The 24,715-nt window shown below is 55.2% G+C and carries 20 protein-coding genes and 1 tRNA gene; 14 read left to right on the top strand and 7 right to left on the bottom strand.

Features of this window, described 5'->3' with window-relative positions:
- Nucleotides 1-20: 20 nt before the first annotated feature.
- From thrS to QPM17_RS04270, 9 genes are all read left to right on the top strand, one after another.
- Nucleotides 21-1,946, top strand: a complete 1,926-nt coding sequence (thrS, locus tag QPM17_RS04310) for a threonine--tRNA ligase (protein ID WP_285389068.1) — start codon at nucleotides 21-23, stop codon at nucleotides 1,944-1,946.
- Nucleotides 1,943-2,488, top strand: coding sequence for a translation initiation factor IF-3 (gene infC / locus QPM17_RS04305; protein WP_285389756.1), 546 nt, complete (start codon nucleotides 1,943-1,945; stop codon nucleotides 2,486-2,488). The genes thrS and infC overlap by 4 nt, the downstream gene beginning before the upstream one ends.
- Before the next feature lie 94 nt (nucleotides 2,489-2,582).
- Nucleotides 2,583-2,774, top strand: a complete 192-nt coding sequence (gene rpmI, locus QPM17_RS04300) for a 50S ribosomal protein L35 (protein WP_007151842.1) — start codon at nucleotides 2,583-2,585, stop codon at nucleotides 2,772-2,774.
- Nucleotides 2,775-2,824: 50 nt separating this feature from the next.
- A complete protein-coding gene (gene rplT, locus QPM17_RS04295; protein WP_027831417.1) occupies nucleotides 2,825-3,178 on the top strand; it encodes a 50S ribosomal protein L20 in 354 nt (117 codons plus the stop codon).
- A 138-nt stretch (nucleotides 3,179-3,316) separates the two neighbouring features.
- Complete coding sequence (gene pheS, locus QPM17_RS04290) at nucleotides 3,317-4,315, top strand: phenylalanine--tRNA ligase subunit alpha (protein WP_285389063.1); 999 nt, start codon at nucleotides 3,317-3,319, stop codon at nucleotides 4,313-4,315.
- 59 nt (nucleotides 4,316-4,374) lie between these two features.
- On the top strand, nucleotides 4,375-6,747 hold the full coding sequence (pheT, locus tag QPM17_RS04285; RefSeq protein WP_285389062.1) for a phenylalanine--tRNA ligase subunit beta: 2,373 nt from the start codon (nucleotides 4,375-4,377) through the stop codon (nucleotides 6,745-6,747).
- Nucleotides 6,748-6,750: 3 nt separating this feature from the next.
- Nucleotides 6,751-7,053 (top strand): integration host factor subunit alpha, encoded by a 303-nt coding sequence (gene ihfA / locus QPM17_RS04280; protein WP_007151838.1) that lies wholly within the window; start codon nucleotides 6,751-6,753, stop codon nucleotides 7,051-7,053.
- Complete coding sequence (locus QPM17_RS04275; RefSeq protein WP_285389059.1) at nucleotides 7,034-7,399, top strand: MerR family transcriptional regulator; 366 nt, start codon at nucleotides 7,034-7,036, stop codon at nucleotides 7,397-7,399. The genes ihfA and QPM17_RS04275 overlap by 20 nt, the downstream gene beginning before the upstream one ends.
- A gap of 158 nt (nucleotides 7,400-7,557) precedes the next feature.
- The gene (locus tag QPM17_RS04270; RefSeq protein WP_285389057.1) at nucleotides 7,558-7,929 is read left to right on the top strand and encodes a VOC family protein; all 372 of its coding nucleotides are present in this window, start codon (nucleotides 7,558-7,560) and stop codon (nucleotides 7,927-7,929) included.
- Nucleotides 7,930-8,001: 72 nt separating this feature from the next.
- On the opposite strand, the gene QPM17_RS04265 is transcribed toward QPM17_RS04270, so the two are convergent.
- A tRNA-Pro gene (locus QPM17_RS04265) sits at nucleotides 8,002-8,078 on the bottom strand.
- A gap of 290 nt (nucleotides 8,079-8,368) precedes the next feature.
- On the opposite strand from QPM17_RS04265, the gene QPM17_RS04260 reads away from it, so the two are divergent.
- Nucleotides 8,369-9,958 (top strand): BCCT family transporter, encoded by a 1,590-nt coding sequence (locus QPM17_RS04260; protein WP_285389056.1) that lies wholly within the window; start codon nucleotides 8,369-8,371, stop codon nucleotides 9,956-9,958.
- Between the two features lie 63 nt (nucleotides 9,959-10,021).
- Here the strand turns inward: QPM17_RS04260 and QPM17_RS04255 are convergent, their stop codons facing one another.
- From QPM17_RS04255 to QPM17_RS04240, 4 genes are all read right to left on the bottom strand, one after another.
- Nucleotides 10,022-10,972 (bottom strand): alpha-L-glutamate ligase-like protein, encoded by a 951-nt coding sequence (locus QPM17_RS04255; protein WP_285389053.1) that lies wholly within the window; start codon nucleotides 10,970-10,972, stop codon nucleotides 10,022-10,024.
- A complete protein-coding gene (locus QPM17_RS04250) occupies nucleotides 10,972-12,489 on the bottom strand; it encodes an inactive transglutaminase family protein (RefSeq protein WP_285389051.1) in 1,518 nt (505 codons plus the stop codon). Before QPM17_RS04250 ends, QPM17_RS04255 begins: the two co-directional genes overlap by 1 nt.
- Nucleotides 12,486-13,274, bottom strand: coding sequence for an ATP-dependent zinc protease family protein (locus tag QPM17_RS04245; RefSeq protein ID WP_285389049.1), 789 nt, complete (start codon nucleotides 13,272-13,274; stop codon nucleotides 12,486-12,488). Before QPM17_RS04245 ends, QPM17_RS04250 begins: the two co-directional genes overlap by 4 nt.
- A gap of 173 nt (nucleotides 13,275-13,447) precedes the next feature.
- The gene (locus tag QPM17_RS04240) at nucleotides 13,448-13,825 is read right to left on the bottom strand and encodes a hypothetical protein (RefSeq protein ID WP_285389047.1); all 378 of its coding nucleotides are present in this window, start codon (nucleotides 13,823-13,825) and stop codon (nucleotides 13,448-13,450) included.
- A 312-nt stretch (nucleotides 13,826-14,137) separates the two neighbouring features.
- Between QPM17_RS04240 and QPM17_RS04235 the strand changes: the two genes are divergently transcribed.
- Nucleotides 14,138-15,508, top strand: a complete 1,371-nt coding sequence (locus QPM17_RS04235) for a DNA recombination protein RmuC (RefSeq protein WP_422732730.1) — start codon at nucleotides 14,138-14,140, stop codon at nucleotides 15,506-15,508.
- 5 nt (nucleotides 15,509-15,513) lie between these two features.
- Nucleotides 15,514-16,380, top strand: coding sequence for a hypothetical protein (locus QPM17_RS04230; protein ID WP_285389043.1), 867 nt, complete (start codon nucleotides 15,514-15,516; stop codon nucleotides 16,378-16,380).
- On the opposite strand, the gene QPM17_RS04225 is transcribed toward QPM17_RS04230, so the two are convergent.
- Nucleotides 16,365-17,384, bottom strand: a complete 1,020-nt coding sequence (locus QPM17_RS04225; RefSeq protein WP_285389041.1) for an AraC family transcriptional regulator — start codon at nucleotides 17,382-17,384, stop codon at nucleotides 16,365-16,367. The two genes, QPM17_RS04230 and QPM17_RS04225, sit on opposite strands and share 16 nt — an antisense overlap.
- 75 nt (nucleotides 17,385-17,459) lie before the next feature.
- Here QPM17_RS04225 and QPM17_RS04220 point away from each other — a divergent pair, with 75 nt between their 5' ends.
- Both QPM17_RS04220 and QPM17_RS04215 read left to right on the top strand, forming a co-directional pair.
- Nucleotides 17,460-18,578 carry a CaiB/BaiF CoA transferase family protein gene (locus tag QPM17_RS04220; RefSeq protein WP_285389039.1) on the top strand — a complete coding sequence of 373 codons (1,119 nt, stop codon included), beginning with the start codon at nucleotides 17,460-17,462 and terminating at the stop codon, nucleotides 18,576-18,578.
- Between the two features lie 143 nt (nucleotides 18,579-18,721).
- Complete coding sequence (locus QPM17_RS04215) at nucleotides 18,722-21,367, top strand: penicillin acylase family protein (RefSeq protein WP_285389038.1); 2,646 nt, start codon at nucleotides 18,722-18,724, stop codon at nucleotides 21,365-21,367.
- Nucleotides 21,368-21,726: 359 nt separating this feature from the next.
- On the opposite strand, the gene QPM17_RS04210 is transcribed toward QPM17_RS04215, so the two are convergent.
- The gene (locus tag QPM17_RS04210) at nucleotides 21,727-24,471 is read right to left on the bottom strand and encodes a hypothetical protein (RefSeq protein WP_285389036.1); all 2,745 of its coding nucleotides are present in this window, start codon (nucleotides 24,469-24,471) and stop codon (nucleotides 21,727-21,729) included.
- Nucleotides 24,472-24,715 lie beyond the last annotated feature (244 nt).

The raw sequence follows: 24,715 nt of genomic DNA, 5'->3' as shown, positions 1-24,715 counted from the left end.
TGAGACTCAAGGAGCCAATTATGCCTGTTGTTACCCTGCCGGATGGCAGTCACCGCAGTTTTGCCGAACCAGTAACCGTTCACGATGTTGCCGCAGACATCGGGGCCGGTCTTGCCAAGGCCGCTATTGCCGGCCGGGTTAATGGCACGCTGGTTGATACCAGTTTCACCATCGACGAAGACGCTGATCTCGCCATCGTTACCGAGCGGGATGAAGACGGTGTTGATATTATTCGCCACTCCACCGCCCACCTGCTGGCGATGGCCGTCAAGGAACTGTTTCCCTCAGCCCAGGTCACTATCGGCCCGGTTGTGGATAACGGGTTCTATTACGATTTCAAGTTCGATCGTCCATTTACCAATGAAGATCTGGCGCGGATCGAGAAGCGCATGGAAGAGCTGGCGAAACAGGATATTCCTGTCCACCGTTCAGTCATGTCCCGTGATGAAGCTGTGCGCCTGTTTGATGAAATGGGCGAGGAATACAAGGTTCGCATCATCGAGGATATCCCCGGCGACGAGGATCTGTCGTTTTACCGCCAGGGCGACTTTATCGACCTGTGCCGGGGGCCCCATGTGCCCAGCACCGGCAAGCTCAAGGCCTTCAAGCTGACCAAGGTCGCCGGTGCCTACTGGCGCGGTGATACCAGCAACGAGCAGTTGCAGCGGGTATACGGTACCGCCTGGGGCAACAAGAAAGACCTCAAGGCCTATCTCCATCGCCTGGAAGAGGCGGAAAAGCGCGATCACCGCAAGATCGGCAAGAAGCTGGGCCTGTTTCACATGCAGGAAGAGGCACCGGGCATGGTGTTCTGGCATCCGGATGGCTGGTCCCTGTACCAGGAAATCGAGCAGTACATGCGCCGCAAGCAGCATGAGCACGGCTATCAGGAGATCAAGACGCCCCAGGTGGTTTCAAGGGCGCTGTGGGAGAAGTCCGGGCACTGGGACAAGTTCAAGGATGACATGTTTACCACGGAGTCCGAGAAGCACGACTACGCCATCAAGCCCATGAACTGTCCCTGCCATGTGCAGGTGTTCAACCAGGGCCTGAAAAGCTACAAGGATCTGCCCCTGCGTCTGGCGGAATTCGGCTCCTGCCACCGGAACGAGGCGTCTGGTGCGTTGCACGGCCTGATGCGTGTGCGTGGATTCACCCAGGACGACGCCCATATTTTCTGCGAAGAAGATGCGATCCAGCAGGAAGTGTCCGACTTTATCCAGATGCTCCACGAGATCTACGAGGACTTCGGGTTTACCGAGATTCTCTACAAGTTGTCTACCCGCCCGGAAAAACGGGTTGGTTCGGACGAAGTCTGGGACAAGGCAGAAGCAGCCCTGGAAGAGGCGCTGAACCGTGAAGGCGTTGATTGGGAGTTGTTGCCGGGCGAAGGTGCCTTTTACGGCCCGAAAATCGAGTTTTCACTGAAAGACTGCATCGGCCGGGTATGGCAGTGTGGTACTATTCAGGTCGATTTTTCCATGCCGGGGCGCCTTGGAGCGCAATATGTCGCAGACAATTCCGAGCGCAGGACGCCCGTTATGCTTCACCGGGCGGTTCTGGGATCGTTCGAGCGCTTTATTGGTATTCTGATTGAGGAATACGAAGGTGCTTTCCCGACCTGGCTGGCGCCAACGCAGATTGCGATACTGAATATTACCGACAATCAGCGTGATTATTGCCAGAATCTTGCAAAAAAATGGGATTCCTTTGGCTATAGGGTTAATGCCGACTTGAGAAACGAGAAGATCGGCTTTAAAATCCGCGAGCATACTATTAACAAAGTCCCCTTCCTTGTGGTTGTCGGCGACAAAGAAGTCGAGAACAACGCCGTTGCGGTGAGAACCCGCAAAGGTGAAGATTTGGGAACTTTACCGCTGGAAGCGTTTGAGCAGCTAATGGCTGATGAAATCAACCGCAAAGGCAGAACCAAAACGGAGATCTGATTATTAAACAGCGAGCGAATCGGGGTGGGCGCACACCAAAGGCGCCGATCAATGAGAATATTGACGCAACAGAAGTCCGTCTGATCGATGCCGAAGGCAATCAGGTCGGTGTCGTACCGATTGAAGATGCAATCAAGCAGGCAGAAGAAGCGTCTCTTGACCTGGTTCAGGTTACGGATTCCGATCCGATCGTCTGTAAGATAATGGACTACGGCAAGAAAATCTTCGATGAGAAGAAGGCCAAGGCTGCTGCGAAGAAAAAACAGAAGCAGACCCAGGTCAAAGAGCTTAAGTTCCGGCCAGGAACTGAAGAAGGGGATTATCAGGTCAAACTACGCAACCTGGTACGTTTCCTTGAAAACGGGGACCGCGGCAAAATTACTATTCGCTTCCGTGGGCGTGAGATGGCACACCAGGAAATCGGTATGAAGCTCATGAACAGGATTGAAGCGGATATTGAAGAGCTTGCCCAGGTAGAACAGCGGCCGAAAATGGAAGGCCGCCAGATGACCATGGTTGTGGCTCCCCGCAAAAAGAAGTGACCCTGATCCGGTTATGATCCCCCGCGGTCGCGGGGGATTCGTCGTTCAGGGACACATTGATGTCATTTAAAAACAGAATGCGGAGTTTTAAAAAATGCCCAAGATGAAAACCAAAAGCGGGGCCACCAAGCGGTTCAAGAAAACCGCCACTGGCTTCAAGCACAAGCAGTCCTTCACCAGTCATATCTTGACCAAGAAGAGCCCCAAGCGTAAGCGTCAGCTCCGTGGTACCAAGCTGATTGCCAAGTCTGATGTGGCTTCCATCAAGCGTATGACAGCGTGCTGATTCAGCCGCTAACCATTCCTGCAAAGGTTTAAAGGTAGAAGGATTAAAGTATGGCTCGTGTAAAACGTGGCGTGGTAGCACGTCGTCGTCACAAAAAGATCATGAATCAGGCCAAGGGTTACTACGGAGCGCGCAGCCGCGTCTATCGTGTAGCCAAGCAGGCGGTGATCAAGGCCGGTCAGTATGCATACCGTGACCGTCGCAACCGCAAGCGTTCATTCCGTGCACTGTGGATTGCCCGTATCAATGCTGGCGCCCGTGCCAACGGTCTGTCCTACAGCCGTTTGATTGCAGGCCTGAAAAAGGCCAATGTCGAAATCGATCGCAAAGTTCTGGCTGACCTGGCCATGAACGAGCAGCAAGCGTTTACTGCTGTTGTTGAGAAGGCAAAAGCGTCTCTGTGATCGCTTAGCTCTTTCATCGGTTATCGATCGATTCAGGCGTCTCCATGGGTTCATGAAGACGCTTTCTGATAGGGGAAGGGCGCGCTCTTCCCCTATTTTCGTTTAGAGTGATTCCATTTCTGGATTGGAGCAGGGTCAATGGAAAACCTGGATCAACTCGTTCAGGACGGCCTGGCGGCAGTTGGAAGTGCCGAAAGCCTGCAGGCGCTGGATCAGATTCGTGTTGAGTACCTTGGTAAGAAGGGTGTGATCACCCAGCAGGCGAAAACACTGGGCAAGCTGTCTGCGGAAGAGCGCCCGGCCGCCGGCCAGAAAATCAACGAAGCCAAGGGGCAGGTGGAGCAGGCAATCAACGCTCGCCGCGCGGACCTCGAGCGCGCCGCCATTGAGCAGAAGCTGGCCAGCGAATCCATTGATGTGACCCTGCCAGGTCGCGGCCAGGATCTGGGGGGGCTTCACCCGGTAACCCGCACCCTGCAGCGTATTGAGCAGTTCTTCTCCCGCGCAGGCTATACCGTGGAGCAGGGCCCGGAAATCGAAGACGACTATCACAACTTCGAAGCCCTGAACATTCCCGGCCACCATCCGGCCCGCGCCATGCACGACACATTCTATTTCAATCCGGGCACGTTGCTGCGCACTCACACCTCTCCGGTGCAGATTCGCACCATGGAGGACGGCAAGCCGCCATTCCGCATGATCTGCCCGGGGCGGGTCTACCGTTGTGACTCCGACATGACTCACACACCCATGTTCCACCAGGTGGAAGGGCTGCTGGTGGAGAGGGACGTCAGTTTCGCCGATCTGAAGAGCACTGTTGAGGAGTTCCTGAGGGTATTCTTCGAGCGGGATCTTGAAGTCCGCTTCCGCCCATCCTACTTCCCGTTTACAGAACCTTCCGCGGAAGTGGATATCGAATGGGGACGTGAAGAGGATGGCAGCATCAAGTGGCTGGAAGTGATGGGCTGTGGCATGGTCCATCCCAAAGTATTCGAACATTGCGGTATCGACGCCGAGGAGTACCGGGGCTTTGCGTTTGGTCTCGGCGTTGAGCGTCTGGCCATGCTTCGCTATGGCGTGAACGACCTGCGCATGTTCTTCGAGAACGACCTCCGCTTCCTGCGGCAGTTCCGTTGAGCGCATCACCAGGGTAATTGAATTAACAGGCAAAACCGCACCAGGACAAGGCAGATACCATGAAATTCAGTGAGCAGTGGCTACGGGAATGGGTCAATCCGGCGAACGATACCCAGGCATTGATGGACCAGATCACCATGGCGGGACTGGAAGTTGACGGGTTTGAGCCGGTAGCCGGCAAGTTCAGTGGCATTGTGGTGGGTGAAGTGGTTTCCGTGGCGCCCCATCCGGATGCGGACAAACTCCGGGTCTGTCAGGTCAGCGATGGAAGCCAGACGGTCCAGGTGGTGTGTGGTGCTCCCAATGTTCGCGATGGCCTCAAGGTGCCCTTTGCGGTTGTGGGTGCTGTGTTGCCGGGAGATTTCAGGATCAAGAAGGCGAAACTTCGTGGCCAGCCATCCGAGGGGATGCTCTGCTCGGAGGCGGAGCTCGGTCTGTCTGAAAATCACGAAGGGTTGATGGAGCTGCCGGAGGATGCGCCGGTGGGCCAGGAGCTGGATGAATTTCTCAAGCTCAATGATGTCACGATCGATGTGGACCTGACACCGAATCGCAGTGACTGCCTTTCGATCAAGGGCATTGCCCGTGAAGTGGGTGTGTTGAACAGTCTGGTGGTCGAAGGCCCGGAGATCGGCCCCGTGGAGGCATTGCACTCCGAGGTTCCGGAAATTGCGGTCAAGGCGCCTGAAGGTTGCCCCCGATACCTGGGACGGATTCTGCGCAACGTTGATCTGACCGTTGAATCACCGTTATGGATGCAGGAAAAGCTGCGCCGCTCGGGAATTCGTTCCATCGATGCGGCTGTGGACGTTACCAACTACGTCATGCTTGAACTGGGTCAGCCCCTGCACGCGTTTGATCGCGATGAAATCGAAGGTGGCATTGTTGTCCGCATGGCGAAGCCGGAGGAAAAACTCGTATTACTGGACGGCCAGGAAGTGGAACTGACCAGCGATACCCTGATCATTGCCGACCATGCCAAGCCAATTGCGATCGCCGGCGTGATGGGAGGTGAGCATTCCGGGGTCAGCGAAAAAACCCGGGACCTGATCCTGGAGGCGGCTTATTTTGATCCGATCACCCTGGCGGGCAAGGCTCGTCATTATGGCCTTCATACTGACGCTTCTCACCGCTTTGAGCGTGGTGTGGACTATGAACTCGCCCGTGACGCCATGGAGCGCGCCACAGCATTGCTGATGTCCATTGTCGGCGGCGAGCCCGGCGATATTGTTGAGGTGGTCAGCAAGCAGGATCTGCCTGAAGACCGCACAGTGGATCTTCGCGAGCAACGAGTCGCCGATGTACTGGGGCTGCATATTGACCGAACCACGGTTGAGGAAATCCTGACACGCCTCGGCCTGCATATCGACAAGCTGCTGAAGAATGGCTGGCGGGTGCACGTACCCAGCTTCCGCCCGGATATCAGTATCGAGGAAGACCTGATTGAAGAGATCGGTCGGATTTACGGATACAACAATCTGCCTGTAACGGAACCAATCGGCTCTCTCGGCCTACGGCCGCAGGAAGAGGCGGTTCGCCCGGTTTCTGCCATCCAGGACTACTTTGTATCCTGTGGTTATCAGGAAGCGATTACCTACAGCTTTGTGGACCCGAAGGTCCAGAACCTGGTTGATCCGGAGCGGGAGGGTATTGCCCTGGCGAATCCGATTTCTTCCGATCTGTCGGTTATGCGCACCACTCTCTGGAGCGGATTACTCAAGACAGTGGCGTACAACCAGAATCGACAGCAACCACGGATCAGGCTGTTCGAGACCGGGCTCAGATTTGTAAACGATAATGACCACATCGATCAGCAGCCCATGCTCGCGGGCGTGGTTACCGGTAACCAGCTGCCTGAAAACTGGGCAAACGGTCGCAGAACTGCGGATTTCTTTGATGTAAAAGGGGAATTGGAAAGTTTATTCCAGCTGCTTGGTATTGAGGTTCAGTTTATCCCCAGCCAGCACCCGGCCCTGCATCCGGGCCAGACGGCTGAACTGCTTCGCGACGGCGAACATGTAGGCTGGTTGGGCACATTGCACCCACAAGTTCAGAAAAAACTGGAACTTAATGGCACGATTCTGATGTTTGAGCTATTCTTGAATTCGATCGTTTCTGGATATGTGCCTAATTTCAAAGATGTTTCAAAATTCCCTGAAGTTCGGCGGGATTTGGCTATCATTATTGGAAGCGATGTGGGGTTTGCAGACGTCGAGCGTGTGGCCAGAAAGCACGCCGGCGAGCACCTCACGGCTTTGCGTGCGTTTGATGTCTATGAAGGCGAAAGCCTGGGTGAAGGTAATCGCAGCCTTGCCCTCAGCCTGTTCTGGCAGCATCCCGAGCGCACACTAAATGAAGAAGAGGTGCATTCGCTCTTCAACGGTGTTATTGAGGCACTGCGGGAAGAGTTGGGGGCAACACTGAGGAGTTAACAGATGGCGGCTTTGACGAAAGCGGAAATGGCGGAGCGCTTGTACGAGGAATTGGGTCTCAACAAACGCGAAGCCAAGGAGATGGTGGAAGCTTTTTTCGACGAGATCAGAGGCGCTCTGAGCCATAACGAACAGGTGAAGCTGTCTGGATTCGGCAACTTCGACCTTCGTGACAAGAAACAGCGGCCGGGACGGAACCCGAAAACTGGCGAAGAAATTCCGATCAGCGCACGGCGTGTTGTGACGTTTCGCCCGGGACAGAAACTAAAACAGAAAGTAGAAGCGTATGCTGGAACCCAGTCATAATAACGAACTACCCACGATACCGGGTAAACGTTATTTTACCATTGGTGAAGTTGCCGAACTCTGCGCGGTAAAAGCGCACGTTCTGAGGTATTGGGAGCAGGAGTTTCCACAGCTCTCGCCTGTCAAGCGCCGTGGTAATCGCCGCTATTATCAGCGCGCTGACGTCATTACCATTCGCCAGATTCGAAGCCTGCTTTACGATCAGGGCTATACCATTGGCGGGGCGAAGCAAAAGCTCAGCAGCCATGAGGCGAAAGACGATACGTCCCAGTACAAGCAGCTGATACGACAGATGATCACTGAACTTGAAGACGTTCTGGAAGTGCTCAACGCGCCGGTTAAATGAGCGCGTTGTAAATCCGGGTTCAAGAAACCGAAGGTTCGCCTTCGGTTTTTTTGTTTTCGGCAGGCTCTCTAGCCAACAAGGCCCATGAGTCGTTGGCCAAAATTATCCGATGGCTCGTATAGCTATCTGCAACCAATACCAAACAGGAGAGATGAGGAATGATCGGATACGTCACCATTGGTGTTAAAGACATGGCGAAAGCCAAGAAGTTTTACGTGGATCTGCTGGGAGACCTTGGCGCGAAAGAACTGCTGGATCTTGGCCGGATCGCTTTTATCGGGAAGGATATGAAGACGCCGATGTTGGCGGTCTGCACGCCGGTGGACGGGCAGGAGGCAAGTTGTGGCAATGGTAATATGCTTGCCATCCCCCCGGGTTCAAAAGAGGCTGTCGACGCTCACTATAAACGTGCGATCGAACTGGGAGCTACCTGTGATGGAGAGCCCGGCCAGCGCATTCCGAACCAGTTTTACGGAGCCTACGTTCGCGATCCGGATGGCAACAAGCTGGCCTTTTTTCACTTCGGTTGAGACTACGCAAACCCAGGGTTTCAGAAACAACAAAGCCCGGGCCTTTCGGCCCGGGCTTTGTTGTAGGAAAATTGGTCGGGACGGTAGGATTTGAACCTACGACCCCTTGCACCCCATGCAAGTGCGCTACCAAGCTGCGCTACGCCCCGAAATGCTATTGGCCAGTGAAACTTGAGATAAATCTCAGTGGCTTAGCGGGAGCGAAGTCTACACCAGCCTCCGCAAAAAATAAACATCCTTTCGGCAATTCCCGGTGTATTTCTGCTGCTTGGTCCCGGATCGGTTCAGTGGATTTCACGCAGAGCTGAATAATGGTCTAAGCTTGCCTTCAAGGCGTAAACCAATTTTGATGTTTTGAACTCAAAGCAATAGGATGGCGAGCTTGTAACGTTTGCATCCGATTATTGAAAAGATTAACTCGAAACAGGAGGCTCAAAACGTGGGCGACGTTGTAAAAGACGAATACTCAACGGATTACGTCGCAGGCCAGGATAATATTCAAAAGTTTGGCCTCGACCTGCATGCACCGGTGTTCCCGATCACGGCGGTATTGGTGGTAGCGTTCGTTATAGGTACGCTGATCTTCCCGTCGGAAGCAAAAGAGCTTCTTGATGGCGCAAAATGGTGGACAATCGCTCAATTTGACTGGTTCTTTCTGCTCAGTGCCAATATTTTTGTGGTGGTTTCTCTCGCCCTGATTTTTATGCCTGTTGGCAAAATCCGTATCGGCGGTATGGACGCCAAACCTGATTTCTCGACGATGTCCTGGTTTGCGATGCTGTTTGCAGCCGGTATGGGGATTGGCCTCATGTTCTGGGCTGTTGCAGAGCCGGTAGCCTACTACACAGGCTGGTATGAAACGCCTCTGGGCGTTGAGGCCAACTCACCCGAAGCGGCGAAAATGGCCATGGGCGCCACCATGTACCACTGGGGTCTGCATCCTTGGGCAATTTACGCGATTGTTGCGCTGTCACTGGCATTTTTCGCGTACAACAAGAATATGCCGCTGACCATCCGTTCGGCGTTCTTCCCCCTGCTTAAGGATCGTGTTTGGGGCTGGCCCGGCCATATCATCGACATCCTTGCGGTGGTGGCGACAATATTCGGTCTTGCCACCTCTCTTGGTTTTGGTGCCCAGCAGGCCGCATCGGGCCTGGATTACCTGTTCGGGATCTCGTCCGGCATCAATGTTCAGATGGCGATCATTACCGGTGTGACGGCAGTAGCCCTGATATCCGTTCTGCGTGGTCTGGACGGCGGTGTGAAGGTCCTGAGTAATTTCAACATGTCGCTGGCGGCAATCCTGCTGTTCTTCATCATTTTTGCCGGCCCGACCATGACCATCTTCGAGACGCTCTGGGTTACATCCTCCAGCTACGTTGGTAACGCATTGCAGCTCAGCAACCCCTTCGGACGTGAAGACGAGGCCTGGTTCCATGGCTGGACTGTGTTCTACTGGGCATGGTGGATCTCCTGGTCACCGTTCGTGGGCATGTTCATAGCCCGTGTCTCAAGGGGCCGTACAGTTCGCGAATTCGTAACCGCAGTCCTGATTGTGCCAACAGTAATCACCGTGGTCTGGATGAGCGCGTTCGGCGGATCTGCCCTGGAACAGATCCAGGAAGGGATTGGTGTTCTTGCTGAAGACGGTCTGACAGATGTTTCCCTTGCCATGTTCCAGATGTTTGCCAACCTGCCGTTCGTCGCGATCAGCTCGTTCGTTGGTATTGTTCTGGTGCTGGTGTTCTTTGTGACGTCCTCTGATTCAGGTTCGCTGGTTGTTGACAGCATCACTGCCGGTGGCAAGACTGATGCGCCTACCGCACAGCGTGTGTTCTGGGTGGTTATGGAAGGTGCTATTGCCGCAGCGTTGATCTTCGGTGGTGGTGACGATGCCCTGGGTGCGATCCAGGCGGTTGCTATCACAGCGGGGCTGCCCTTTACAGCGGTGTTGTTGGTGATGACCTGGGGACTTTTGAAAGGCCTTACCCATGAGCGCAAGCTGCTGATTGCGGAAGGCAAGCTCTGAAAAGGCTGAAAGCATAAAAAACCGGGGCCTCGGCCCCGGTTTTTTTTGCCTGCAATTCGCTGCTCAGATTCTGGAGTTGAAGGTTTCCATGGCAAAGGCCGCGCGATCTTCCGGTGTAAAATGCGGCTTGCGAAGGGATTCAATCTGTCTGAGCCGTGGTAACAGGCCGCGGCCGTTGGCCATCTGGATAGCCAGACCAGGGCGGGCATTCAGTTCCAGTAGCAGCGGGCCTTCATTGACATCCACAACCAGATCAACACCCATGTACCCCAGCCCGGTGGCCTCGTAGCACCTGGAGGCCATCACCAGCATTTCCTGCCAGTCCTCAATGGCAATGTTTTCCAGTGCCAGGCCGGTATCCGGATGCAATGTGATAGGGCGGTTGAACTGCACGGCATTCAGGCTGTGACCGTTAGCGATGTTCAGTCCCACGCCCACAGCCCCCTGGTGAAGGTTGGCCTTGCCGTCTGAGGCAGTTGTAGCCAGCCTCAGCATCGCCATCACCGGGTAACCCTGGAAAACCACTATGCGGATATCCGGAACGCCCTGGAAGGAGTAGCGTGCCAGGGCCGGGATGGACTCAACCAGATTCTCGACAATGGCAACATCCGGCGTCCCTGCGAGAGAGTAGAGGCCGGCGAGGATGTTGGAAAGGTGTCGCTCAAGGTAGGGGGCAGACACGCGGGCGCCAGAGGCCTTGATGTATTCATCGCCGTCCCGACCCGTTATCACGGTAATGCCCTTGCCGCCCGAACCTTTGGCCGGCTTGATGGCGAAGCCGTTGAGGTCGTCTGCCATCTGTCGGAAATGGGGGATCTCATGCTGCTGGCGAACGACCTGCAGCAACCTGGGTGTGCGAACATCGTATTCGGCAACTACCAGCTTGGTTCTAAGCTTGTTATCCACCAGGGGGTAGGATTCGCGGCTGTTGTACCGCGCAATGTAGTCTACATTGCGCCGGTTCATGTTCAGCATTCCCAGACGGTTAAGCTTGAAAGGCGAAATCCAGCCCATCAGTCGTAAGCCTTCATGGGGTGGAATCGACGGAGTTCTGACAGCTTGTAGCCGGTATACTGGCCCATCAGCAGGATCAGCCCCAGTACAGCAAGGTGCAACTCAGGAAAGTTGAAGGTCAGGTGACTTGCCAGCGGAGCGCTCATCATGAGAAACGCACACACAGCGACAAACAGGCTGCCGGCGCCCTGGACAAAGACCTCACGTGCCCCTTCTTCCTCCCACAGTATGGACATGCGCTCAATGGTCCAGGCAATAATTACCATGGGAAAGAAAGTCACGGTCATGCCGGTATTGAAGCCCATATGGTAGCCGGCAATACTGAGCCCGGCAGTGATAAAGATCACCAGAATAATGAGCGCTGATATTCGGGATACCAGCAGCAGGTTCAGGCTGGAGAGATAGCCTCGCATCAGCAAACCGATGGCCACCACCGATACAAACGCGATCAGCCCCGGAATCAGCGTGGTCTGCACGAAGGCGACGGCAATCAGTATTGGCATAAACGTGCCAGAGGTCCTGATGCCTACAACGATCCGCATGAAAGCAACAATCAGGGCGCCCAGTGGCAGCAGCAGTAGCATCCTGAACATGCCCTGTTCTTCAATGGGAAGCTGATAAAGGCTCAGGAAGCCCAGGCCATTCTCGGTGGACTGAGCCTGGGCCAACTGCAATGCCGGTACGGTTTGCCTAAGCATGGAAAAACTTACTTCCGAGTCGTCACCGCCCACCAGATCAAGCAGGGAAGTGGCAGCCTGGCGCCAAAGCAGCACGTCTTCCGGTAGCCCTTGCTCCGCGGTGCGGGGATTGAAGGTCAACCACTTGTTGCCGTCGTATATCTGTAGGAACGGGCGTAGCTGTTGCCGGCGTCTTGCGTCTTCCAGAGCCAGCCCATCGGCCGTGCGTGCCGGGATGCCAGCATGGTTGAGCATCCGGTTAAGCAGGTCGATGTAGTTGTCGTTGGAAACCAGCAGGGTTGTATTTTGCCCACTGGCGTCTGGCTGAAGCAGCTTGATCAGCTCTCTGGTCATGCTCTCGGGGGTGCTGGACCTGGAAGACGCCTGCTGAAGCAATTCCTCCACTGCGGTAGCCTGGGGCTCTTCCCAGAATGTCGGCTCCGGCTTCGGGCGTCGCCGGGGATTCCCGCGCTGCCCCCCCTCATCAGGAATTAGCTGGACCTTGAAATAAAGGGTCTGGGGGCCACTGACGTCGCGCTTTGACCATTCGGCCCGGCGCACCCCGGAATCCTCCACAATGGAAAAGCCATAGCCTGGTGAGGCCGCCTGTTCAGAGAGTATCCGGAACCCTGGAGGCTGATCGGGGATGTTCATGCTGGCCAGAACGGGCTCCCCTGTACCGGTAAAATCGATTCGTGCCTCCACCATCCACACGGGTTGCTGTTCGCCGGTAAACCAGGGAATCCCCAGTTCCACATGTCGCCAGACAGCAATAGAGATGCCGGCTGCAATCAACAGGAGAATGGCAAAGAAAAAGGGTATGCGTGAGCGTGAGGTCAAGACTCATCCCCGTTGTCTTTTGCGGGCAGGGATTCCGGCAGTTCGGTGGCGAATTCCTTGCCAACGTCAATCAACATAACGTCTCTCAATATATTGCGCCCGACCAGCACACTATGGGACAGGTGTTCGCGGTTCGTCAGGGTAAATTCCGCCTGTTGCCGGTGATCACCGATCATGAACTGCAACTCGACCACCACACGCCGTTCGGATTCGTCCGTGGTCGACTGGATGATTTTGACCCGGCGGGAAACTTCCTGCTCGATGGTTTCAAGATCATCGGACCCCGGCACCGGAACATCGAACCGAACCCAGTTACTGCCATCCCGCTCGAAGCGGGTAATGTTTCTGGCATCAAGTGATGAAGTTTCAGCCCCGCTGTCAATGCGAGCGTCATAAACAAACCCAGGGCCGACCAGATAGAATTTTTCAACTTTGCCAACAATAACCTTGCCCTCGAGCCGGTCGGCTCTGCCATCATTATCGCCAGCCTGGTTCATGGTGCAGACCGGTTCTTTGGGTGCCGGAGGGCAGGTGGGCTTCTTAACCTGTTCTGTTATCGCTTGCAGAATGCTCTTGGTCGAGTCTTCGTTAAGGCGGGTAAGATTCTGGTAGTTTTCTTCTGTGCGGCTCTCAAGACTGGAAACCTGCTCGGTCTGTTCCTCGACCGATTGGTTGAGGGTCTCAAGGTCTTCCTTTGCCACCATGAAGTATCGATCCGCCGTGCAGCCGGACAATACAAACAGAAAAATCGTGGCCGCCGTCAGCCTTCCCCAATCTGAGCGCATAAAAAACATCCAAAACCCCTGAACTCGCGGCGGTGAATTCTCAAATTCCGGATTACCGTACCGCAATTAAAGTCTCTGCCCCAAGGGCAAGCTGTATCTTTCACATAGCGAAAGTATACAACAACATAGGTGTCAGGAGGGTTTACAGATCAGTAACAGCGGGATTATCTGTTCTAGAATGTCCTGGACAGGAAGTGGTTCTCGGCAAGCACCTCCTCGGAGCGGAGATATTCCTGAACAATCGGGGAACAATTGAGATAGAAAAGCAGTAGCTCGCGCTGAACATCCTGGTCCTGGATACGGGACGCAAAGTGGATCAGGTCCCGGATGGACTCGTCACCATTGTTGCTGAACGTCTTGCCATAGCGCCCCTTCAGGATGCCGGTCAGGCGCTCCAGATGGAACTCTCCGGTGTGGGTCATGTGAGGCAGTATGCGGAATTGACCACGACCGTCCTTCGTTCCGCGGCGGCTTTGCTGGCTGTCCTGCGCTTCCGGCCACGCGGAAGGGGACAGTTCCGATCCCAGTTTTCTCCAGAGCTCTTTAAGCATGTCAGATTTCCGTCCTTTATACTGCTCAGGGACCTCGGTAACCAGCCGTACGGTCTTTGTCGGCGTCAACCAACGCCTTTTACCGTTTTAGATGATATTACGTACCGAGTCCAGAGTCGGATGCCTCGGGCTGAAATTTTTGCCAAACAGTCGTTTTTTGAACGTGTAACAACAAGTATCTGACGGGGCGATGCGATAAAAGGTTCCGCTGATACGGTAAACTGTGGCCGCGTTATCATTTTCAAGTAACCAGTCGAGGAGATCAGGGTGCCTGAGGCCATTGCTAATGTTATGGAAAACCAGCCTGAAATCATGCTGCTGGCAATTATTTTGGCTCTGGTTCTGTGTCTTCTGGCTTTCCTGGTGGTGAAGGGTAACCGCGCCACCGAGTATTGGCGTCAGCGCGCTGCAACGCTGGAGAACCAGGTGGCCGGGCTGGAGTCTGAAAGCCGTTCCCGGCTGGCGCGAATCGAGCAGCTTGAGGCAGAGAGGCAGGCCCAGCAGCGGCGTGCCGACGAGCTTTCCCGAGAGATTGGTGACGCCCGGGTTGCCCTCAGAGAACAGGAAGTCACCCTGGACAAGGAGCGGCGGGCAACCACGGAAAAACTGGAACTGCTGGAGCGTAACCGCGATGCGCTGAAGCAGGAATTCGAGAATCTGGCCAACCGTATTTTCGAACAGAAAAGCGAGCGCTTCAGCCAGCAGACCCGTACCAGTATCGACACGCTTCTGAACCCCTTCCGCGATCAGTTGCAGGATTTCCGCAAGCGGGTGGAGGATGTCTACACCAGTGAAACCCGTGATCGCCAGGCGCTGCGAAGCGAGATCAAATCCCTGCAGGAGCTGAATCGCCAGATTACCGAAGAGGCCTCCAACCTGACCAAAGCCCTGAAAGGCGACAAGAAAATCCAGGGCAACTGGGGGGAACTGATCCTCGAGCGTGTGCTGGAGCGTTCCGGTCTGCGTAAGGGTGTAGAGTACGAAACCCAGGGCAGCTACCGGGGCGATGACAACCAGCTGTTACGCCCGGACGTGATCGTGCACCTACCCGACAAACGCAACCTTGTGGTGGACTCGAAAGTCTCCCTGGTGGCCTATCAGCAGTGGGCAACAGAGGAGGATGAAACGGCCAGGGAGGAGGCCCTCAGGCAGCACGTGGAGGCCGTGCGCAACCACATACGCACACTGAGCGAGAAGGACTACAGCCAGCTCCATGGCTTGCATTCACCGGATTTCGTGTTTCTGTTCATGCCCATCGAGCCGGCATTTGTTGCCGCTTTTCAGCAGGACGAGAACCTATTCGCAGAAGCATTTGAGCGAAAGATTATTGTGGTTACACCAACTACATTACTGGCCACGTTGCGCACCATCGAAAATATCTGGCGATATGAACGCCAGAGCCAGAATGCGCGCCGGATTGCGGACAGGGCAAGCGCTGTCTATGACAAGCTAAGGGTATTCGTGGAGGCCATGGAAAAGCTGGGGACTCAGCTGCACACCGCCCAGGGCACCTATGATTCGGCAATGAACACCCTCACCCGTGGCCGGGGAAATCTGATCTCCCAGGCCAATCGCTTTGTGGAGCTGGGTGTTCGTGTTAAAAAAGAACTCCCGAAAGCCATTATGGATCAGGCGGAAGTGGATGCCGAAATGGACACCGCCCGGGAAAACCAGCAGGAGTAGATGAAATGGTGAAGAGAACCCGAGTCGGGCGCAGTTCAGTTTACGGCTTCGTGTTGGCATCGCTACTGATGACCGGCCAGGTCAATGCCCTGGAACCCGAGCATGAAATCCGCCGATTGATGCTGGCCACCGAAGAGGCCGTTACCGCGGAAAACTGGGGCGAGGCCGGTGAATACCTGAACCGGCTTCAGCAACTGGAGGGGAATAAACCTGCGGATTATTTCTATTTTCGCGGACGGGTGATGCGGGAGTCCGGTCATCTCAATGAGGCCCAGGCGGCACTGGAAAAGTACGTTAGCCAGGCGGGCGCGGAAGGGGAGCACTATAACGACGCGCTCAAACTGATCACCAGCGTTGAAAAAGCGCGCAAGAAAGAAGGGGCCCGCGCCAGTAATAGCAGTCAGGACAAGAGTGAGCAGGTCGCAATTATCGAGCCTGCCGGTAACCAGTCGCTGGATAAGTTGAAGCAGTTGTATCTGGTGGATTCCGATGCACAAGCCCTGATTATGCACGCCAATACGCTTCTCGAGGGGGCAGGATGGCGAAGTGACCAAAGAATCGTGAGGCTCGATGAGCCTGCCGACATTGCCTATAAGCTTGACAAACGCAACGACGTGATCAGCATTCAGGAATCCCGTCGCGAAGACAATGAACGTGTAGTGAAGACAACAGAATCAATGGGGGTGTTCGGCGTTAATCCCCAGGTCGAGTGGAATTGTGACGGTTCCAGCAGCAGTTGCTGGATATACGACCCGCGGGATGGCTCGCGGTTGATGAAGCTGAGTCTCGACAGCGAAAAAACGGAAGAAATCGCCCGCACCCTCGGCCGGCTGATAAAGACGATGCAGGGTGCCGGTCAGTCCGGCAGCTGACCCCGTTCACCCTCGCGGTAAGCGCCGGGGGTGACCCCGGTCCATTTCTTGAAGGCTCGGTGGAAGGTGGACGGCTCAGTGAACCCCACCCGAAACGCGATGTCGTTGATGGGCAGGTCTGGTCGTGACAGATAGTAGATGGCCATATCCCGCCTCAGCAGATCCTTGATCTCCTGAAAAGACGTGTTTTCCTGCTTCAATCGCCGCCGCAGAGTCTGGGGGCTGGTATGGAGTTCGGTGGCAATCCATTCGAAATCGGGCAGGGATCGGGTGAAGTCCCGGCCAATCAGCGCACGGATGCGGCCAGTGAAGGTGTTGCTTTCATCCGGGCGCGACAACAGGTCGGCCGGAGAGGTTTTCAGGAACTGTCGCATTTCCGGTTTGTCGCGGATTACCGGTGCCTGAAGGAAGCGCTTGTCGAAGGTCAGCGCCGTTTCACGGGCTTCAAACGACAATGGGCAATGGAAAATATGCCGGTACTCGTCGCCATGGGGAGGGCGCGGATAATTGAATTCAGCCTTGAGCAGTTCCACTGGCTGCCCGATCAGCCAGCTGCCAAGCCGGTGCCAGATGACAAGAATGCTTTCCCGGAAAAAGTACATCGGGTCGTCGATATCACCTTCAATCACCGTTACCAGCCGCGCAGCCTTGTCATCCACCTCCAGCTTCATGGACACCATGGGTTCAAAGAGCCGGCAGAAGTCGTAGGCCTGGCGGTAAACCGCCTCCAGGTTGGGGCAATCGATGACCAGGGCGCACATCGTGGCAAAGGTGCCGGTACGGCAGCGCCGCGGCCCCAGGCCCATGAACTCATCTTCCATCACGTTCCAGGTGGCCTGCATCAGGCGGCTATACTGGGTGCTGCTTACCCGGGCCATCTCGATTTTCAGCAGATCCGGTGATATGCCGGCATCCCTGAGGATGGTCCGGGTATCAAAACCGGCCTTTTGGGCGCCGATCAGTGCGGCCTCTACAAAGTGTCTGGAAACCGTGAGTTCCGACATGTCATCCTTTATCCTTGTTTGAATGAGGCCCATCATAAAACCCCTCGCTTACAATGCAACCATAAGGAGATTTGCATGCCCGGCCCGCTAAGCCAACTCAAGGTTCTGGATTTCAGCACGTTACTCCCTGGCCCCTACGCCACCATGCTGCTGGCGGATATGGGGGCTGATGTATTGCGGGTCGAAGCCCCGGACCGCCTCGACCTGACCCGGGTCATGCCTCCTCTGGAAGACGGCGTAAGCACCGCCCACACCTTCCTGAACCGCGGCAAGCGCTCTCTTGGTCTGGATCTCAAGAAAGAGGGCAGTGCAGATAAAATCAAGCAGCTGGTGAAGGACTATGATGTTGTGATTGAACAGTTTCGTCCGGGCGTTATGGACAGGCTGGGCATCGGTTATGACACCCTGAAAGCCATCAACCCCAACCTCATATACTGCGCCATTACCGGCTACGGCCAGACCGGCCCCTACAAGGACCGCGCCGGCCACGACATCAACTACCTTTCATTGGCTGGCGTTTCCAGTCACAGCGGCCGCAAGGAATCCGGGCCACCTCCGCTGGGCATTCAGGTAGCTGACGTGGCTGGCGGCTCCCACCATGCGGTCATGGGCATCCTGGCAGCAGTCATACACCGGCAGCAGACCGGAGAAGGGCAGTACATCGACGTCAGCATGACCGACGCCGCTTTTGCCATGAATGGTATGGCCGGAGCAGCCGCACTGGCAGGTGGCCAGGAACAGAAACCCGAGAGCACACTGCTCAACGGCGGTACCTTCTACGACTATTACCAGACCAGCGATGGCCGCTGGATATCCGTTGGCAGCCTGGAGCCACAGTTCTCGGCCCGGCTGTGCGATGCCCTGGATATCCCGGAAATGAAAAGCTTCGCGCTCAGCCAGAACCCGGACCACCAGCAAACCATCCGTGAGGCCCTGAAGGCCGCTTTCGCCCAGAAAACCCTGAAGGAGTGGGAAGAGGTGTTTGCAGGCCTTGATGCCTGTGTTGAGCCGGTTCTGACGATTACCGAGGCTGCTGAGCATCCTCAGATGAAAGCACGCAACATGGTTATCGAGGTGGCCAAAGCGGGTGGTGGGGTGCAGAGGCAGATCGGGCATCCGATCAAGTTCAGCGCAACCCCCTGTGAGACACGCTATGTAGGGCGAACGTTGGGTGCGGATAATGATGCTGTTTGATGTGCCCGTAGGCTGTCCCGGGGGCTACAGAAAATAAAGACTGAACGTGGCGTCAGTGTTTAGCGGTTGATGTGTTTGTCTGCTAATTTGTGAGAGTGAGTCATCTTTGGCTCACTCATAACAACCACAATGGACAAACAACTATGAAATTGCTTCGCAAACCTTTCAGGAGCGCTGGTAAAGGCGCATTGAAAGCTGCTGGAGTGGCGCTGGCCAGCGGCTTTCTGATTACAGGATGTTTCGACGGTAGCAGCTCTTCGGGTTCCGGCAGCACAGTGAACGAACAGCTTTTCCCGGCGGACGGCAAATTTGAGGCAACCATAAGGAGAACGACCAACGGGGTCCCCCATGTAAAAGCGGATAATCTGGCCTCGGCAGCTTTTGGTGCGGGCTATGCCCAAACACAGGACAATGTTTGTCTACTTGCCGAAGCCATCGTCAAGGCCAGAAGTGAGCGGGCCAAGTACTTCGGCCCCGGGCCGGGCGATATTAACGTCATCAACGATTTCAGCTACAAGGCGCAACAGATCCTCAGTGGCGCAGAGGAGGAGTATCCCAACCTGAGCGCTGAAACCCGCGCCATGATTGAGGGCTTTGCCGCAGGTTACAACAAGTATGTGAGCGAAACACCATCCGGTGATCTTCCGGCAGAATGCCGCAACCAGCCGTGGGTAAAAGAAATCACGCCGGTGGATTTGTTCGCTCATTACAGAATCGTAGGTCAGTATGCCAGTGGGGCCTTGTTTGCAACGGGAGCGGTTTTTGTCGCCGTGCCACAGGGTGAGTCGCCTCTGCCAACCCCAGTTACAAATACGACAGGCCTATCGATCGAAGAACAGGGGCAAGAGCTTCAGCGCATGGTGGCCAACGCTCGTGTCGGCGCCTCGAGCCAAAGTGACTTTCAGGATATTGGCTTGGGCAGTAACGCTTGGGGCATCGGTGGCGAAATGTCAGAGCAGGGCAAAGGGGCCTTGCTGGCAAACCCCCACTTTCCCTACACAGGCCATCGCAGGCTCTATCAGGTTCAGATGACGGTGCCGGGTTACCTGAACACCAACGGAGCAGGTCTGCTTGGCACAGCCATCCCTTTGATCAACTTCAACGAACACCTGGCATGGTCACACACAGTGACCACCAGTCGTCGCTTTACGCTATATGAGCTCACTTTGAAAGATGGAGACAACTTTACTTATATAAAGGACGGAGTAGAGAAGCCCATCACATCTGAGACTTATCAGATTGAAGTGAACAATGGTTCTCCCTCGCCGACTGTGCTGGAGAAAACATTCTACTTCTCGGAGTACGGCCCGATGTTGGCGGCCGACGCGGTAACAAGTGGTGGACTTCCTGCATGGGGCGCCGATGGAACTGCTTACACCTACCGCGATGCTAATGCCCGTACCGAGAGGCTGTTGGACACCTGGCTTCAGATGAGTCAGGCGTCAAACCTTAATGAATTTCAGGAGGTGTTCGAAAACTGCGGAACAACGTTCTGGACCAACACAACCTACGCTGACGATCAGGGCAATGCCTACTACATCGACAGCAGCTCTGTGCCGAATCTTTCCAGCGCGGCTCTGGCGGTGGTGGACTTCAAGCGCTCGGTTAGTGCTGGCTACAACCAGTTGTTTAACAGTGGCCTGACTCTCCTGGATGGAAGTAAGTCCCGGGACGACTGGGTTGAGGGGGAGTGTAATGGTCTGGTGCCATTTGAACAGCGCCCTCAGATGCTCCGTGCGGACTGGGTGCAGAATTCCAATGACAGCTATTGGTCGACCAACCCGGATCAGTTCCTGACGGGCTTCTCGCCGCTCTTTGGTTCTGAGGAAACGCCGCTTAACCCGCGGACTCGCATCGGGATCTCAATGCTGAAGAATCCTATGGATGCCGGTTTTGCGGATCGAGCACCGGCGGGGCAGGATGGAAAGTTCGGGGCTATTGATCTCATCGAAGTGATCTACAACAACCGTACCTGGTACACGGATATGTTCCTGACAGAGCTCAGGTCTCGATGCACAACGATCGGAGCGACCCCCGTTAACCTGTCCGCCGGAGGTGCACGCACCGTCGATACGGCATGTGACGTGCTGCAGAGCTGGGACGGTGTTTACAACACCGACAGTATCGGTGCTCATGTCTTCAGAGTGTTTATCGCCAATTACCGGGATGACTTCGGGACGGATCTGACTGTGCCGTTCGACGCAGCCGATCCTGTCGCGACACCGTCGACTCCCTCGGCAGCGAATGCTGGAACCGCTGACGATACGATGTTGATTGCGCTGGCGGATGGTCTGGAAGCGCTTGATTCTGTCAATATTGCCTACGACTCACCTCTGGGAGACGTTCAGTACTACCAGCCCACAGGTGGTGTTCCACCAGGCGGCGCACCAACAACTCTTGGTAACCCGTTTCCGTGGCATGGTGGGGATGGCTCCATTGACGGTGCGTTTAACGCGATTGGGGTGGTGACGAGCCCGGTAGCTGAAGACACCGTCTTTCCACGGATTGCTCCTAGCGTTATTTCCAATACCGCAGGGCTCTCTGACCAGTCTGGTGAGGGATGGCAGATGGCCAGAGGCACCAGTTGGCACTTCGGTCTTGAGTTTACAGAACAGGGGCCAGTGGCCTATGGGCTGACAAGCTACTCACAGTCGTCTGATTCAGATTCGACCCACTTCAATGACCAAAGCCTGCGGTATTCTGAAGAGGACTATCGCCAGTTCTGGTTTGATGAGGCGGACATCGAAGCCAATCTCCTGACGAATGGTGAGATAACGATTTCTAATTGATACTGAGGTAGAGTAACGGTAATAACGCGGACACGCTGTATGTCCGCGTTATTACATCAAAGCAGTGAGTCGGCCTGCCCCTAGCTATGTTTCCTCTCCCACCTTTGAAGTACTCACTTGTTCCTGTCCAAGAACAGAAATGCCTTCTAACCGTGCTCTAATGTCCCTGTAAGGCGGAGCTATAGAGTGTCATTTGGGTGAGTTCTTTGGGGCATTAATGAATAGGTGACGATCATGCTTTTGGGGAGGCGCTTACCTTAAAGCACAAACCCCCGCCAAGGTGGCGAGGGTTTGTGCTTACAATCTGCCCCTCAAGCACTTGCTTGAGGGTGTTCTGTCATATCAAAGTTGTGTATTTGTTAGTTTGGAGGGCATGCTCCACCCATGTAGAGGGCGACAGTGCCACCAACCATCTGTGCAAACACACTTGCGGGGTCTGCAGAAGTGGGGGTGCCGTGGTTGGCGCCATCGGCGTCGTATTCCACGAAGCAGTTCGCGTCAAACGGTGCGGACAGCGGGAAGCCACCTGCTAGAGGTGCGTTGAAGCTGTCAACGGTCACGTTAATGGTTTGAGTCGGTGAAACCTGGAGCGGCAGATTGCCTTCGAGAGGTGGAACTCCCCAAAGCATTTCGTCCGCGCCGTTTGGAATAACCGTATCTCCAACGACCTGCGAAAGCAGTGTCGGCGTTCCTTTGTCTGCAAGATTGTCGACAAAATTGACGGGATCAACTGTGTCGTAGGCAGCCTGGAACACATTGAGGTAGGCTTCCAGGCCAGAATCGCCCTGTTCTAGACCAGCAGCCTGCTGGAGGCCAGCGAGTATACTTGGTGCAAATGAGGGCGAGTTTTCCAGCAGACGCACAACGCCACCGCCGGGAGTCAGCAAGCTTGCGGACTGGACGTCGTTCAGCGCTGATGGGATAGATGAACTACCGTCCGGCGAGGTGAACATGATGTCCGATATCTGGTTCTCGTTCACGCTGGCAACGAAAGGCGTTCCGGTAATTGTGCCGAGAGAGTGACCAGCAAAGTACACGGGAGTCGCAGCAGAGATAACGAGAGTGTTATCGGTGCCAGGAAGTTCCAGTGCTGTACCGGGGTTCGGATCTGCCAGACTGGCACGAAGGTTCATCTGATCCATTACGCTTTGTCGGCTGTTATCCCGGCTAGTGAGGAAGCTGGTCAGGTTAATGAACAGACTGCCAGAGTCACCCATGCCAGCGTCATAGTCGATTGGTGTCGGAACGCTCGGCTGTGGCGCGTAGAGCCCGAAGTGGCGTTCATTGCCAATCTGCGGTGCCAGGCCTGGAATGGTGCTTCCCGCATTTGCGACAGTGTTTACCAGCGATTGAGCTGTTGCTGTGGACTCAGGCGTCGCTGTTCCTCCGGCGAGCGCGTCTGCGAGTGCCGAGACGTTGCCCGACACGGCCAGAGGAGCTAATGCTTCGGCCTCTGCTTCGGAGGCGCCGCCGGCTTGAAGAAGGGTGATTGCCAACCCTGTCTGTTCTTCGTCGGTGAATGCAGCTACGCCATGGAGTGGCTGATCAATCGCTATAACAGCATAACCATTTGCGGCCAGTGCGGTGCCAAAGGTCAGCGCAGCGCTTCGGTCGGTCGTAATACCGTGTTGGTAAAGTACGGCCCCGTTTATGTTGCCATCAGAGGGATAGAGAGCCAGAACAGGAACGTCCACGCCACCAGTAACCGTTCTTTCCGGGAACGGGAAGATATAGTTTACTGCGGTTGATACGTCTGGATTGCCTTGTGCAAACAGAGGCTCATCACTCACGCCGGAGAACAGGTCGTTAATGCCACCAGCCAGAGCAGAGTCTGCCTTCCAGGAGTCTGTTACAACGCCGGGGGCGCTGTCTGCCAGGAAATATGGCAGATTAACGGTGCCCTGAGCGGCAAGAACGGCGTCAGAGCCGGGAATTGCACCTGCAACAGCGGAGACAAGCCCGACAGGGGAGACCGAACTCGGATCAATAGAGATGTCTCCACCGTTACGGTTTACCCCAGGTATTGGGGTTGGAAATATGTCAGCATTCAGGCCCACTAGCTGAGATGTAATGGCTACGCCGGTGCAGTCAAAAGCTGCCGGTCCGCTCGCCACTCCATTGCAAGGTCCAGCAAACACGTCGGATAAAACATCCCGGAAGGTCTCAGTTTCGCTGACAGGAACATCCGGGAACGCACCCATTGCACCCTGTACTACGGGGGCGACTTCCGCATAACTTGAAGCTCCACCCTCTTGCGCGCTCGTAGCAGCAGCCACTTTTACGAAAGTTTTGAGCTGATCGGAAAACCAGGCTGCTGGTTCGGCAATGTATTGCAGCACTTTCTCATCATTGGATGTGGTAAAGCTGTAACTCAGAGCGATGTTTTCCTCTGCAATTCCAGCGGCTGCAGCGATTGGCTCCCAAAGCCCGTTGATAAGCGCTTTAACCGGTGCCAGAGCCGAGTCGCCGATAGGCTGCTCCTCGTCCGACAGGCTTCCGTAGAAAGGAGATGGAACGATAGCGTCGCCATTCACGTCTTCAATGCCTGTGGTTACGACGGCCACGTAACGTTTGCGTGGGTTCAAAGGCTCCAATGGCAGGATGCGAATCGCAGAGTTGCCATCAAGTGTCACTACGTCGGCTCGATAGGCTGGCGTTGGCAGGCTGAGGGCAGCGCTTGGGGCAGGGGGTTCCTGGTTACCCAGACCTTGCACAGGGTCGCCACTGGCATAGGTAAGCTCGATCAGGAAGACCGTTTCACCGGTGACGACGGTGTCGGCATCGATTCGGCCGTTAAAGGCAATCACCGCTGGCGCAACCGTTGAAGCACCGCTCAGCTCATTCAGAGCCGTTGTAACCGGTGGCTGACTATCAGGAACGCCAAAGGTACCGTCACCTTGGGCAGAGTCAAAGTTAAGGTCACTTGGAATAGGTAGGTTGCCGGCTAGTGGATCGAAGATCGGCCAAGTACGCCCTGTGAAGTCCGGGTTGTTGATCTTGTAATCAGGATCCGCATTACTGGACCCGGAACCGGCGCTGTCAAAGCAGCCTGTCAGTCCAAGGGAAGAAGCCACGGCAAGACTTATTAGAGTTTTCTTGAACATGGGTGGAACCTTTTCCTGTTGTTGTGTCGTTATGTTCGGCAGCTGACGGGGCCGGTCTGGCCCGGTAAACCCGTTGTCAGTGGCCTGGTTTGCTTAGCTGTTGTCTGAAATTCTGGCCAGCGCTCTGTGCCTGATTTCTGTAACTCTGACTATAGCGGCAGTAAAGCAACAGTTGATCGCTCTAAAGTGTGATTCTGATCATTGGGAGCCTACCCGCACGGTCGGAGTTCGGCTTCATTGAAAA

Source organism: Marinobacter azerbaijanicus (assembly GCF_030250645.1).
Taxonomy (GTDB): Bacteria; Pseudomonadota; Gammaproteobacteria; order Pseudomonadales; family Oleiphilaceae; genus Marinobacter; species Marinobacter azerbaijanicus.
The sequence above is the reverse complement of the archived record's forward strand: the minus strand, read 5'-3'. Positions and strand labels throughout refer to the sequence as shown.

What these genes read in the sequence shown, in the direction of transcription:
- thrS (WP_285389068.1), top strand. Translation starts at nt 21, where the DNA reads ATGCCTGTTGTTACCCTGCCGGATGGCAGTCACCGCAGTTTTGCCGAA.
- rpmI (WP_007151842.1), top strand. Translation starts at nt 2,583, where the DNA reads ATGCCCAAGATGAAAACCAAAAGCGGGGCCACCAAGCGGTTCAAGAAA.
- rplT (WP_027831417.1), top strand. Translation starts at nt 2,825, where the DNA reads ATGGCTCGTGTAAAACGTGGCGTGGTAGCACGTCGTCGTCACAAAAAG.
- pheS (WP_285389063.1), top strand. Translation starts at nt 3,317, where the DNA reads ATGGAAAACCTGGATCAACTCGTTCAGGACGGCCTGGCGGCAGTTGGA.
- pheT (WP_285389062.1), top strand. Translation starts at nt 4,375, where the DNA reads ATGAAATTCAGTGAGCAGTGGCTACGGGAATGGGTCAATCCGGCGAAC.
- ihfA (WP_007151838.1), top strand. Translation starts at nt 6,751, where the DNA reads ATGGCGGCTTTGACGAAAGCGGAAATGGCGGAGCGCTTGTACGAGGAA.
- QPM17_RS04275 (WP_285389059.1), top strand. Translation starts at nt 7,034, where the DNA reads ATGCTGGAACCCAGTCATAATAACGAACTACCCACGATACCGGGTAAA.
- QPM17_RS04270 (WP_285389057.1), top strand. Translation starts at nt 7,558, where the DNA reads ATGATCGGATACGTCACCATTGGTGTTAAAGACATGGCGAAAGCCAAG.
- QPM17_RS04255 (WP_285389053.1), bottom strand. Translation starts at nt 10,972, where the DNA reads ATGGGCTGGATTTCGCCTTTCAAGCTTAACCGTCTGGGAATGCTGAAC.
- QPM17_RS04245 (WP_285389049.1), bottom strand. Translation starts at nt 13,274, where the DNA reads ATGCGCTCAGATTGGGGAAGGCTGACGGCGGCCACGATTTTTCTGTTT.
- QPM17_RS04240 (WP_285389047.1), bottom strand. Translation starts at nt 13,825, where the DNA reads ATGCTTAAAGAGCTCTGGAGAAAACTGGGATCGGAACTGTCCCCTTCC.
- QPM17_RS04235 (WP_422732730.1), top strand. Translation starts at nt 14,138, where the DNA reads ATGCTGCTGGCAATTATTTTGGCTCTGGTTCTGTGTCTTCTGGCTTTC.
- QPM17_RS04230 (WP_285389043.1), top strand. Translation starts at nt 15,514, where the DNA reads ATGGTGAAGAGAACCCGAGTCGGGCGCAGTTCAGTTTACGGCTTCGTG.
- QPM17_RS04225 (WP_285389041.1), bottom strand. Translation starts at nt 17,384, where the DNA reads ATGTCGGAACTCACGGTTTCCAGACACTTTGTAGAGGCCGCACTGATC.
- QPM17_RS04220 (WP_285389039.1), top strand. Translation starts at nt 17,460, where the DNA reads ATGCCCGGCCCGCTAAGCCAACTCAAGGTTCTGGATTTCAGCACGTTA.
- QPM17_RS04215 (WP_285389038.1), top strand. Translation starts at nt 18,722, where the DNA reads ATGAAATTGCTTCGCAAACCTTTCAGGAGCGCTGGTAAAGGCGCATTG.
- QPM17_RS04210 (WP_285389036.1), bottom strand. Translation starts at nt 24,471, where the DNA reads ATGTTCAAGAAAACTCTAATAAGTCTTGCCGTGGCTTCTTCCCTTGGA.